Annotated in this window: 10 protein-coding genes; 3 read left to right on the top strand and 7 right to left on the bottom strand. The window is 47.1% G+C overall.

What is annotated here, in order from left to right:
* Positions 1-125 precede the first annotated feature (125 nt).
* From argH to argB, 5 genes are read right to left on the bottom strand one after another with little or no spacing between them, the layout of a single operon-like run.
* A complete protein-coding gene (gene argH, locus LKE33_12110) occupies positions 126-1,538 on the bottom strand; it encodes an argininosuccinate lyase (GenBank protein MCH3951659.1) in 1,413 nt (470 codons plus the stop codon).
* The gene (locus tag LKE33_12115; protein MCH3951660.1) at positions 1,538-2,761 is read right to left on the bottom strand and encodes an argininosuccinate synthase; all 1,224 of its coding nucleotides are present in this window, start codon (positions 2,759-2,761) and stop codon (positions 1,538-1,540) included. Before LKE33_12115 ends, argH begins: the two co-directional genes overlap by 1 nt.
* Positions 2,762-2,796: 35 nt before the next feature.
* Positions 2,797-3,738 carry an ornithine carbamoyltransferase gene (gene argF, locus LKE33_12120; GenBank protein MCH3951661.1) on the bottom strand — a complete coding sequence of 314 codons (942 nt, stop codon included), beginning with the start codon at positions 3,736-3,738 and terminating at the stop codon, positions 2,797-2,799.
* Positions 3,739-3,755: 17 nt separating this feature from the next.
* A complete protein-coding gene (locus LKE33_12125; GenBank protein MCH3951662.1) occupies positions 3,756-4,949 on the bottom strand; it encodes an acetylornithine transaminase in 1,194 nt (397 codons plus the stop codon).
* Positions 4,950-4,977: 28 nt separating this feature from the next.
* Positions 4,978-5,865: an acetylglutamate kinase gene (gene argB, locus LKE33_12130; protein MCH3951663.1), complete on the bottom strand. Its 888-nt coding sequence runs from the start codon at positions 5,863-5,865 to the stop codon at positions 4,978-4,980.
* A 387-nt stretch (positions 5,866-6,252) separates the two neighbouring features.
* Between argB and LKE33_12135 the strand changes: the two genes are divergently transcribed.
* Complete coding sequence (locus LKE33_12135; protein MCH3951664.1) at positions 6,253-7,044, top strand: transglycosylase domain-containing protein; 792 nt, start codon at positions 6,253-6,255, stop codon at positions 7,042-7,044.
* Positions 7,045-7,624: 580 nt separating this feature from the next.
* Entirely contained in the window at positions 7,625-8,077 is a 453-nt protein-coding gene (locus LKE33_12140) for a DUF3795 domain-containing protein (protein MCH3951665.1), read from the top strand.
* A gap of 715 nt (positions 8,078-8,792) precedes the next feature.
* On the opposite strand, the gene LKE33_12145 is transcribed toward LKE33_12140, so the two are convergent.
* Positions 8,793-10,244: a glucose-6-phosphate isomerase gene (locus LKE33_12145; GenBank protein ID MCH3951666.1), complete on the bottom strand. Its 1,452-nt coding sequence runs from the start codon at positions 10,242-10,244 to the stop codon at positions 8,793-8,795.
* 272 nt (positions 10,245-10,516) lie between these two features.
* Between LKE33_12145 and LKE33_12150 the strand changes: the two genes are divergently transcribed.
* Entirely contained in the window at positions 10,517-11,527 is a 1,011-nt protein-coding gene (locus tag LKE33_12150) for a WYL domain-containing protein (GenBank protein MCH3951667.1), read from the top strand.
* Positions 11,528-11,635: 108 nt separating this feature from the next.
* Here the strand turns inward: LKE33_12150 and LKE33_12155 are convergent, their stop codons facing one another.
* Positions 11,636-11,932 (bottom strand): HIRAN domain-containing protein, encoded by a 297-nt coding sequence (locus tag LKE33_12155; GenBank protein MCH3951668.1) that lies wholly within the window; start codon positions 11,930-11,932, stop codon positions 11,636-11,638.
* Positions 11,933-12,017 lie beyond the last annotated feature (85 nt).

Here is a 12,017-nt window from a genome sequence, read left to right on the forward strand (position 1 = left end):
ACTACTTTTACAAATTTAGCGTAAGATTGCTTGGAAATTTTGCCTCCATTGGGGGCATGCGGACTGCAGAAGGCATCAAAAAAGCTGTGAAGAAATGGCTTTTCATTCCTTCACAGCTTTTTCACTTACAGTTTTTCTTTAAGCTCAGCCAAAACCTTCTTCTGAGCATTAACTTTTTCATGTCCCTTTTTCAGCTGGACTTCGTTCTGGCTGTAAGCCGGTCCGCCGTAACTGGTACGGGCCGCCACGCAGTTCTCCGGTTTAATGGCCTCGAGGAGGTCTTTTTCAAAAAGCGGGCAGAATTGTTTGAATTCGTCCATCGTAAAATCAGCAAGGAATTTATGATGAGCAATGCCGTATGCCACTGCTTCACCGACCACTTTGTGAGCCTTGCGGAAAGGCATGCCTTTCTTCACGAGATAATCGGCCAGATCCGTCGCATTGGAATAATCCTTATGAACGGCTTCCGCCATTCTTTCCTTGTTGACTTTCATCGTAAGGATCATGTCCCTGTAGACCTGAAGCGAGAACTTCACCGTATCAATCGTATCAAAGAAACCTTCCTTATCTTCCTGCAGGTCTTTGTTGTAGGCCAGCGGCAGTCCTTTGATGGTCGAGAAGAAGCCCATCATATTGCCGTAGACGCGTCCTGTCTTGCCTCTTACAAGTTCGGCAATATCCGGATTCTTTTTCTGCGGCATCATGGAGGATCCCGTTGCAAAGGCGTCATCCAGGTCAATGAACCCGAATTCCGTCGAAGACCACAGGCAGATTTCTTCACTTAAGCGAGAAAGATGCATCATGCAGATCGAAGCGAAAGACAGGAATTCAAGAATGTAATCCCGGTCACTGACAGCATCCATGCTGTTGCCGTACACTTCGGAAAAATGCAGTTCTTCCGCCACCTGGAAACGATCGATGGGAAGCGTCGTACCGGCAACTGCACCGGCACCGAGCGGCATCATGTCGGCGCCCTTCCAGACGCCTTCCAACCTGCGGAAATCACGCAGGAACATATTAAAGTAAGCCAGCATATGATGGCAGAACGTAATGGGCTGCGCACGCTGCAGATGGGTATACCCGGGCATCAGCGTCTTCTGATGCTGCTCTGCCACGGTAAGGAGTGCCTCCTCAAACTTGATGAGCAGCTCCATAACTTCCGTGATTTCGCGCTTGGTGTACATATGCATATCCAGAGCTACCTGGTCATTGCGGCTTCTTGCCGTATGCATGCGTGCACCCGGATCTCCGACGAGATCCGTCACAGCCGCTTCCACGTTCATATGGATATCTTCGAGTTCGGTTTTGAACTCAAATTTTCCGTCTTCCATCTCCTGGAGCACCTTTTTCAGCCCGGCAACGACTTTTTCGGCGTCGTCTGTGGAAATGATTCCGGTTTTAGCCAGCATATGCACGTGGGCAATGCTGCCGCGGATATCTTCCCGATACAGGCGCTGGTCATAGCTGATGGACGCGTTAAACTCATCAACCAGGGCGTTGGTGTCCTTACTGAATCTTCCACCCCATAACTTAGCCATTATTTCAACTTTCCTTGTTTCATCAGAGCTCTGACAGTCAGAGGCAAGCCGAACAGGGTAATGAAGCCCTTGGCGTCGGTCTGATCATAAACGTCATCTTCACCGAAGGTTACATATTCCTTGCTGTACAGGGAGTACGGGCTCGTTACGCCGGCAGAAATAATGTTGCCTTTGTACAATTTTACTCTTACCTTACCGGTTACGGTCTTCTGGGTTTCATCAATGAATGCCTGCAGGGCTTCTCTCAGCTGGGAGAACCACATGCCGTCATAGACGAGTTCAGCGTAACGCAGGGCAATCTGTTCCTTGTAGTTGTAAGTAGCTCTGTCGAGGCAGATATTTTCCAGTTCATTATGGGCATAGTAAATGATGGAACCGCCAGGCGTTTCATAAACGCCGCGATCCTTCATGCCGACGAGACGGTTTTCTACCATGTCGGCAATACCAATGCCGTTGCGCTTGCCAATTTCATTCAGCGTGGTCAGGAGTTCAACCGGTTCCATCTTCTTGCCGTTAACGGCAACAGGAACGCCCTGTTCAAATTCCAGTTCCACGTATTCATCCTTATCCGGAGCTTGTTCCGGAGTACCGGAGAAGACGAAGATATCGGGTTTCGGTTCATTGGACGGATCTTCCAGGTCGCTGCCTTCATGAGACAGATGCCAGATGTTCCAGTCCATGCTGTAATCCTTCTTCTTCGTTACAGGAACGGGAATATTATGAGCTGCTGCATAATCGATAGCATCTTCACGGGATTTGATTTTCCATTCTCTCCAGGGAGCGATGACCTGCAGCTGAGGTGCCAGTGCTTTGATACCCAGTTCGAAACGAACCTGGTCGTTGCCCTTACCTGTAGCACCGTGGCAGATAGCATCGGCATTTTCCTTCAGTGCCACATCAACCAGATGCTTGGCAATAACAGGACGGGCAATGGAAGTACCCAGCAAATATTTCTTTTCATAGACAGCGCCGGACTTTACCATTTCCCAGGCATAGTCACGGAGGAATTCATCACGCAGGTCCAGCACATACGCTTTGCTGGCGCCGGATTTCAGAGCTTTATCATGGACAAAGGACATATCGTCGCCCTGGCCCAGGTCAGCTGTTACGGTAATAACTTCGCAGTTATTGTAGTTTTCTTTCAGCCAGGGAATGATGCAGGACGTATCCAGTCCGCCGGAATAAGCAAGAACAACTTTCTTGATTTTGGATTTATCTAACATGTCGCTTCAATCTCCTTTGTCAAATTGTGATACTTTTATAATACTTCGTCACTCATGAGCAGCGCCATAATGGCCTTCTGGACATGAAGACGATTTTCAGCTTCGTCAAATACGGCAGAATGAGGTCCTTCAATGACTTCGTCCGTAATTTCTTCGCCTCTGTGTGCGGGCAGGCAGTGCAGCACCATACAGTCAGGACGTGCTACTTCGAGCATTTCCTTATTGATCTGATAGCCCTGGAATGCCTTGCAACGAACTTCACGTTCTGCTTCTTCACCCATGGAAGCCCAGACATCCGTATAGAGAACGTCGGCACCTCTGGCTGCCTCCATCGGGTCTTCCATCACTTCAATCGTAGCACCGGTCAGTTTGGCATCTTCCTGAGCCTCGGCCACAATCTTCTCATTAGGCTTGTATCCTTTCGGGCTGGCGCAGACCATATTCATGCCGACCTTCGCGCAGGCGTACATCAAAGAATGAGCCATGTTGTTGCCGTCACCGATAAAGACAAGCTTACGGCCCTGGAGTACTTCCTTGTATTCCATGACTGTAAACATATCGGTCAGTGCCTGACAGGGATGAAGCAGATCCGTCAATCCGTTGATGACAGGAACTGTTGCATATTTAGCCAGTTCAATAACAGCATCATGGGAAAACGTACGGATCATGATGCCATCGACGAAACGCGACAAGACACGAGCCGTATCTCTGACCGGTTCCCCGCGGCCGATCTGAGAAGTCGATTCCGTCATATAAATCGGATGTCCACCCAGTTGATGGAATCCCGTTTCAAAGGAAACACGCGTACGCGTGGAGGCTTTAGAGAAAATCATTGCCAGGGTTTTCCCCTTCAGGTATTCATGGGGTTCACCCATCTTTTGTTTCTTTTTTAATTTCTTGCTGACATCCAAAATCGTGGCAACTTCGCCCACGGATAAATCATGAATGGAAATCAGATCCTTGTTTTTTAAAGCCATTTTATCCCTCTTTTTTCTTAGAATTCCGCCAAAATCTCATCTAATGCCTTAAGCAGTGCATCAATTTCCTTTTCACTGATAATGAGCGGCGGTACAAAACGCAGCACATTGCCAGCCGTGCAGTTGATGATGAAGCCTTTCTTGAGTGCTTCTGTCACAACGCTGCCGCCGGGACGATAAAGTTCAGCTCCGAGGAGCAGCCCTCTGCCGCGAACTTCCTTGATCTTATCCGGATGTTTCTTCTGAAGCGCCTCAAGCCCTTTCTTGAAGTAGTCGCCCGTCTTGGCAGCGACTTCATCCAGATGCATTTCCTTCATTGTGCTGATAGCTGCATAGCAGGCCGCGCAGGACAGTGGATTGCCGCCGAACGTAGAACCGTGGTCACCCGGTTTGAAGACGTGGGCCAAACGTTCCTGAACGAGGAAAGCCCCCATCGGGAATCCGCAGCCAATAGCCTTTGCCAGACTCATGGCATCAGGCTTAACGCCTTCATGCATATAAGCAAACCACTTGCCGGTGCGGCAAACACCGCTCTGTACTTCATCAAAGAGCAGCAGGGCATCATACTTTTTGCACAGGTCCTGTACGCCCTTCAGATAACCTGCCGGAGGCACATGAACGCCGCCTTCGCCCTGAATCGGTTCAAGCAGGACGCCGCAGACATCCTCGTCCATAACCTTTTCCACAGCGGAAAGATCGCCAAACGGCACATAAACGAAACCTTCCGGCAGCGGTTCCAGGCCTTCATGGTAATTTTCCTGTCCTGTAGCGGTCAGGGTTTCCATCGTACGGCCGTGGAAAGAATCGATTGCCGTAATGATTTTATATTTCTTCGGGCTCTTGGCACTGCCATATTTACGAGCCAGCTTAATCAGGCCTTCATTGGCTTCTGCACCGCTGTTAGCGAAGAACACGCGGTCCATCCGAGCCACTTCGCACAATTGCTTAGCAGCCTTTGCCTGGATCTCATAGTAGAAAATATTGGAGGCATGGGCAATTTTTGCTGCCTGGTCACTGATTGCCTTGACAATGGCCGGATGAGCGTAGCCCAAAGCATTTACGGCAATACCGGCGAGAAAATCCGTGTAGGCTTTGCCGTCTGCATCATAGAGCGTGCAGCCTTCCCCGTGGTCCAGCGCAATAGGCGGCCGGCCAAAAACAGGAAGGTAATATTTTTCAGTAGTATCTATGATTTCTTTTGTATTCATCATTCATCCCCCTCATGGTTCAAAGGCTTATTCAGCCCTTGACAACTTCCGTGCCGACGCCTTCATCCGAGAAGATTTCCTGCAGGATGGAGTGTTCGCGGCGCCCATCGATGATATGGGTCTTGACAGCACCGCCGGAAAGAGCCGTGATGCAGGCCTTGACTTTCGGAATCATGCCGCCGTCGATGCTGCCCTTCAGGATCAGTTCATGAGCTTTTTCAAAGGTCAGCGTAGAGATGAATGTCGATTCATCTTTATGATCTTCATAAATGCCCTTTACATCCGTCAGCATCAGCAGTTTTTCTGCTTTCAGCGCACCGGCCACTTCACCGGCTACACTGTCGGCATTGATGTTGTAGGTTTCACCGTTGGCGCCGATACCAATCGGAGCGATGACCGGAATGTATTCGTTATTAATGAGCAGATTCAGGAATTCCGTGTTGATTTTATCGACGGTTCCTACATAACCGATATCGACGAGATTGACCTGACCATTTTCGTAAACATCGGCAAGATGTTTCTTGGCTTCCAGCAGTTTGGCATCCTTACCATTCAGACCCACGGCCTTACCGCCGAGCATATTGAGGCGGCAGACTAGGTCCGTATTGGTACGGCCCACCAGTGCCAGTTCAGCAATTTTAACCGTTTCTTCATCCGTGACACGCAGTCCGCTGACAAAGTGAGAATGCTTGCCGGCCTGTTTCAGCATGGCAGTAATTTCCGGGCCGCCACCATGGACAACAACAGGCCGCATGCCAGCCAGCTGCAGGAAAACGATATCTTGAAGAACCTTGTTCTTCAAGTCATCATTCAGCATTGCATTGCCACCATATTTAACAACTACGGTCTTCCCTTTGAAAGCGCTTAAATACGGCAAAGCCTCAACTAGAATGTTCATTTCATTGCCTTTAATCTGCATCTCATTTCCTCCTCATGAGTGGTTTCCTGTGCATATATATTGGTTTTTACAGGAAACATAGCTTTGATAAAACGCTTTATCAGTAAAGTTTCGGATGACCGCCCGCTTATGTAATGTCATCTGCTTAAAACGGCTTCCCCTCATCGCTGTAAAGCGGCTGCCTTACGGTGCCTTATGTTGCAATATTATACATCTGTATGCATATTATTGCAACCTTTTCTTTTCAATTTCTCCTCTACTGATAGTCCTTTTATTATAGTACGAAAAACGCTAAATCTACTATATATTTTTGGAAAAAGTACGGAATTTTTCACGATTTTCTTTTGAGGAATGGTATTTTCGCCATATTTCGAGTAGAATGGGGATGTATCAGGAAGGAGGATGCCCATGAAAAAACTGCTGTTCATTCTCGTCCTTCTGTCTGCGGGGCTCTGCTGGTACGTAACCAGGCCGGAAACAATCAAGGCACCGGCGTCAGCTGCCTTCAAGGAATGGGAAACGATGACGGAAATACCTTCCTCCTCTTCTCTGGTGGCAAAAATTCCGCGTCCGCTTCGCCTCATCTATAAGGCGGCGTGCCTTAAAGAAATAGCCCAGGGAGCTATTCCGAAGGAAAACTGGACGCCCCTGTCCAAAATGCCACCTGCCCTGCCTAAAGCACTCGTCGCGATTGAAGACCGCCGTTTCTATTCCCATCACGGCATCGATCCGGATGGAATTATGCGGGCCATTCTGGTCAACATCCAGGAAAATGAAGTGGTAGAAGGCGGCAGTACCCTGACCCAGCAGCTCGTAAAAAATACACTGCTCACTTCGGAGCGTTCCATGGGCCGCAAACTCTGGGAGGCAGTCCTTGCTCTTATCGTGGAAGCAAGGTACACAAAAGAAGAAATTCTGGAAATGTATTTAAATACGACCTTCTTTGGAAATAATTCCGTCGGCGTCCGTCAGGCAGCGCGCGGCTACTTCGGTGTAGAACCGCTGCAGCTGTCGCTTGATGAATGTGCCGTTATTGCCGGACTTCCCAACGCACCGACAGCACTGAACCCCTACCTCGACCGGAAAGCCTGTAAGGAAAGACGGGATCTTGTCCTGACAAAAATGCAGGAAGAAGGATATATCGATAAAGGCCAGATGGAAAGAGCTCAGAAGAAAAAAATCGTCCTGGCGCATGAATGAAGGCCATGAGGCTAAAGCTGAAAATTTTTGGAGCCAAATAAACAACAGGGGCTGTGAAATATGCGTGTGCATTATTTCACAGCCCCTGTTTTACGCTTTCCGCAGCCCGCCGTCCGCTTTCCGCCCGTGGAAGCAAAATGACCAAAGCATTTTGCTTTGAACTTATAAAAATAAAACATGAAGTTTAGGTTACCTGCTAAATTTCAGCTTTTATATAAATTTATTTGAGTTAAAAGCCTTAACACACGGCTGCAGGCGAAGCTAAATGCCATAGGCCAAAAACCAAAAGCGCTTTCTTTATTTTTCTTAGTCCATTTTTCGGATTGTCACTCTCATAAACCTGAGTATGTCATCCGCTCTGAAAACGATAATGGCGAATCTGTTTACGATAACTTTTCCTACGATTATGGAAGTAAAAATTACAAATCTCTATAAATCAGAGAAAGTGTTTTAATTGTTAACCTATGTATTGTAACGGTGAGACAATTTAGACTAAAATACATCTGAATGTATGAGGAAAACACGGGACTTTTATAGAAGATTTGCTGCGTTAACTATTTATAACAAAGGAGGAACAAAAATGAGCGATGTCAAAACGGCCATGGAAAGAATTGCACCTTGTGGACTGCATTGCGGAAAATGCTTTGCCTTTACGAATGGAGATATTCACGAAGCAGCAGGAAAACTGCAGAAAAATCTGGGAGATTTCGCACCCTACGCAAAACGTTTCACAACCGCACTGGATCCTGTATTTGAAAAATATCCGGAGTTTGCACAGCTGCTCGATTATATCGCAAAGGCACAGTGTGGCGGATGCAGGAAAGAAAAATGCAAGTTCTATAAGAATTGCAAAGTTCGCTCTTGTGCTGAAGCAAAAGGTGTGGATTTCTGTTTCCAGTGCGATGAATTCCCTTGCAATCACACCGGTTTAGATCAAAATCTTTACAACCGTTCTGTTGAAATAAATCGGCGGATCAAAAAAATTGGCATTACTGCTTACTATGACGAGATTAAAGATAAACCAAGATATTGATTGCAGAAGATTTCCTGACTTGTTCTGTACTTTGTAACTTAATTTCTTAGTCAAAAAATCTGCAAGTGGCCCCCGCTACCGGCGGATTTTTAGTTACCATTTTTTATTGTCTTACCGACAAAGAACGTACTATAATTTCATGGTTTTTTGTTTTAATATCCATTATTTTCAGTGAATCATTAGCACAAAATCTATAAGGTTGCACTCTACATTCCTTAAGTAAAAATTTACAAATACCCTATCGTAACTTGCCTTCTCTTTTGCAAAAAAGTTAGATGATATCTGCTTCTTGAAACATAAACACTCAGTATGCACATACTATTTTTCTTTGTTTCTGGTGGACTCTGCTGCAAGACAGCCGCAAATACGCGAAAGGCGGGCGCGGGGCCCAGAAGATGTACACAAATAGTACCTCGATGGGTCACGCGTCCGCCTGACAAAGTAGATGCGGCAGGGAACCAATGATTCAATTAACGGCTTCAGATACATGCGGATGTGCCAGCTACGCAAGAAAACAATCCGGAGGGTTACCGGGTGTAACTCGAGGAATTGTTGACACAGCGTAACTGGCACAGACACATGTAGATGAAGTTGCGAACGAATCACTGGTTCCCTAATTCTGCAGAGGACATCAGAAACTCCCTTAGAAAAAACTCTGCCCCACGATGCGTGCGAGACTTGTCGAACACCATCGTGAGGCAGGTGCCTTTCAACTTTACCGGTTTACATTGACCTTACCCTTCATAATTCTCTTATACACTTCCACACCTGGCTGGTCGAAAGCATCCACATCAGCCAGTTCGCCTTCATAGGCAATGCTGAGCATCAGGAAGTAGAAAATCTGGCCGAGATAGTACTCGTCAAGCGACGGCAGCACGTAGAGAGCATTCATCCGGTGATCACCGGCAAGCGCTTCTTCATTGGCTTCCATAGCAGCATTCAGGGCCGTTCCAAGATCCAGGCCTTCATATCCATTAAGAGATGCCATCTGCGGGAATGGATTGTGAACGGTCATCTTGTTCAGACGATTCTTTACAAAGAGGAACTGTACAACCTTATCCCGGATGCCGTCTTGATGGAGCTGCGTCTGGGAGTGCATGTCCGTCGTTCCGATGGCAAGGACAGGCGTACGGCCGTAGAACACGGTGTTGCCTTCGCGGTCCTTGCGTTTGCCCAGCGATTCGGCAAGGAGCTGCACATACCATTCACCCAACGCTTTGAGGCGCATTGCATAAGGCATAAAGACTTCAATCGTGCAGCCGTGATTCTTGCGGGCCAGATATTTCAGCGTCGCATTTAACAGTGCCGGGTTCTTCCATACATCATCCCCCAGGCACGCTTTGTCCATATCACGGGCACCCGTAAGCAGTTTATCAATGTCCATACCCAATGCCGCGGCTACGATAAGGCCCGGCGTGGAAAGCACGCTGAACCGTCCGCCTACACCGTGCGGAACCTGGAAGACCGGCCAATTATACTGTGCAGCCAGCTGAATCAGCGGACAGGTCTTGAGCGTGCGGTCGGAAACTACGGTCACCCCTACATCAATCGACTTGCCTTCTTCTGTCAGTGTTCCGTAGAAATAGAGAAATGCGGACATGGCTTCAAGGGTCGTCCCGGATTTACTGATAGGAACCAGCATGACTTTAAGGTTCCGTTTTTCCTTTGCGCGCACGTCGGCCGCCATCTTCATAATGGCTTCTTCCGTCTCGCTGGCAGCTTCAGGATCGAGGTTGTTGCCTGCAAAGAAGATTTGAGGTCTCTTAGCCGCTGCATCCTTCGGCCAATACAGGCTTTCGAAGCAGTCATAGAGGACTTTGCCGCCGAGGAAAGATCCGCCGATACCGCAGAAAATAGCGGCATCATAATGGGAACGGACGTCCTCACCAAATTTTTTCAAATCTGCTATCACAGAAGGAGAGTTCGGATACCCTTCTTTGATATAAGGCAGTCTTGGGAAATAAACAGCTTCGGGAGCACCATCTTTGGACAGGTGATTTTTGGCTACACCATCCGTACGGATTTTCTGCACGGCCGCGGCAGCCGCAGCAATCTGCGGTGCAAAAGCCTCTACTTCTTCTTTTTGTACGGTTTCAGGTCCAACCACATTGTGGTAGTCGAAAGTAAACCCTGAATCAAGAGTTAATTTAAGCTCATCTTCCTTCATCTTGAATCCCTCTTTTACACTAAAATTTCAACAGAGTATTCACTCTATTCCCACTTTTGTTAACTTAATTATAGCATAATCTGTCCCGCCGTGAGGACATAATTTAATAAATTAGGTGAAACTTACTTCCATAAATTCGTACAAATTTTACAAATAGGGAAATATATGTCCGAAAATTTGTACTTTTTTTGAAAAAATTGTCCTATTTTTCAATATTTATGATATGCTAAAGATGTAAGATTGTGTATCCGGATGAAAGGGGAGGGATGTTCGTGGCAAACGGAGTAAACCAGAAGCTGAAAATGCTTTATCTTAAAAAGATCTTCGAAGAAGAAACGGACGACAAGCATAGCTTGACTCTGCAAAACATCATTGATCGCTTGAACAGTTATGGAGTGAATGCCGATCGTAAGACACTGTATCAGGATTTCAAGGAACTAAAGCGGTTCGGGCTTGATATCATTGCCCTCCAGGAAGGCAGGACCTGGACCTACCACATTGGTTCCCGTCTCTTCGAGCTTCCGGAGGTAAAACTTCTTGTAGACTCCGTGCAGGCTTCCAAATTTATCAACGATCATAAATCCCAGATGCTCATCAGCAAGCTCGAACGCCTCGTCAGCAAAAAAGAGGCTGAGCAGCTGTCTCGTCAGGTCTACATCTTTGGACGGAGTAAGACCAGCAACAAAAAAACCTATTACACAATCGACAGGATTTATGAAGCGCTCAATACCAATCGTCAGATTTCCTTCCATTACTTCCAGTGGAACATCAAGAAAGAAATGGAAAAGCGCAGAGATGGGGCTTCTTACACTGTCAGCCCCTGGTGCCTTATCTGGGATGATGAAAATTACTATCTCGTAGGTTACGACGCACCGGTCAAAAAACTGAAACATTATCGTGTGGACAAGATGCTGGACATCGAAGTCCTTGACAAGCAGCGTCTGGGGCGCGAGGAGTATCGCAAGTACGACATCCCTACTTATACACAATGCCACTTCGGCATGTACGACGGTGAGATTGAAGACGTAACGATTGAAGTAGAAAATGACCTGGTAGGCATCTTGATTGATCGTTTTGGCAAAAAGATTACCCTGACTCCTACCGATGAAAATCACGTGGCGACAACAGTAAAAGTGGCTGTCAGCCCTCAGTTCTTCGGGTGGATCATGGCACTGGGTTCCGGTGTCAGAATCACGTCGCCGCAGCAGGTTGTTTCTCAGATGAGAAAGGAAGCTGAACGTCTGCTGAAACAATATGATAGTTCAGCAGCTCAAAAAGCATAAAATGATTAAAAAGACCGCGAAATCATGTTTTCGCGGTCTTTTTTGCATGTTGCTGATTAAAGACCACCCGCGTTTTAACTTTTGCAAGGCAGAACACTGCTGCTTTCTTTATTTTTCCAGGAACTCGCAGATAACGCCTTTTTCCGTAATATAGGCCACACGCCCCGCTGCTTTCTTTTTGAATTTGTCATAAAGCCGCCCGGCGCTGTAGCTTTTACCAAGGACAGTGCGAACACTGTTTGCGACGTATCCGACAATTCCGAGTCCCGGAAGCTCCACGGCAATAGCCTCGTGGTCATATTCGTTGTGCTTGTCTTTTTTCAAGTATACTTTCTGGCGGCGTTTAAATACCTCCGCACCCAGGTGAAAGTCTGTGGCAGTAATGGTAAAGTAAATCTTTTTCATGATATTTCCTCCTCTCACCTACTAGTATACACGGTGAGCTGTCCAAAATGGCGCCCACTAAAAAATGTGGCTTTGAAGAAATGGA

Origin of the sequence: Acidaminococcus sp., from assembly GCA_022482815.1 — a bacterium.
Lineage (GTDB): Bacteria > Bacillota > Negativicutes > Acidaminococcales > Acidaminococcaceae > Acidaminococcus.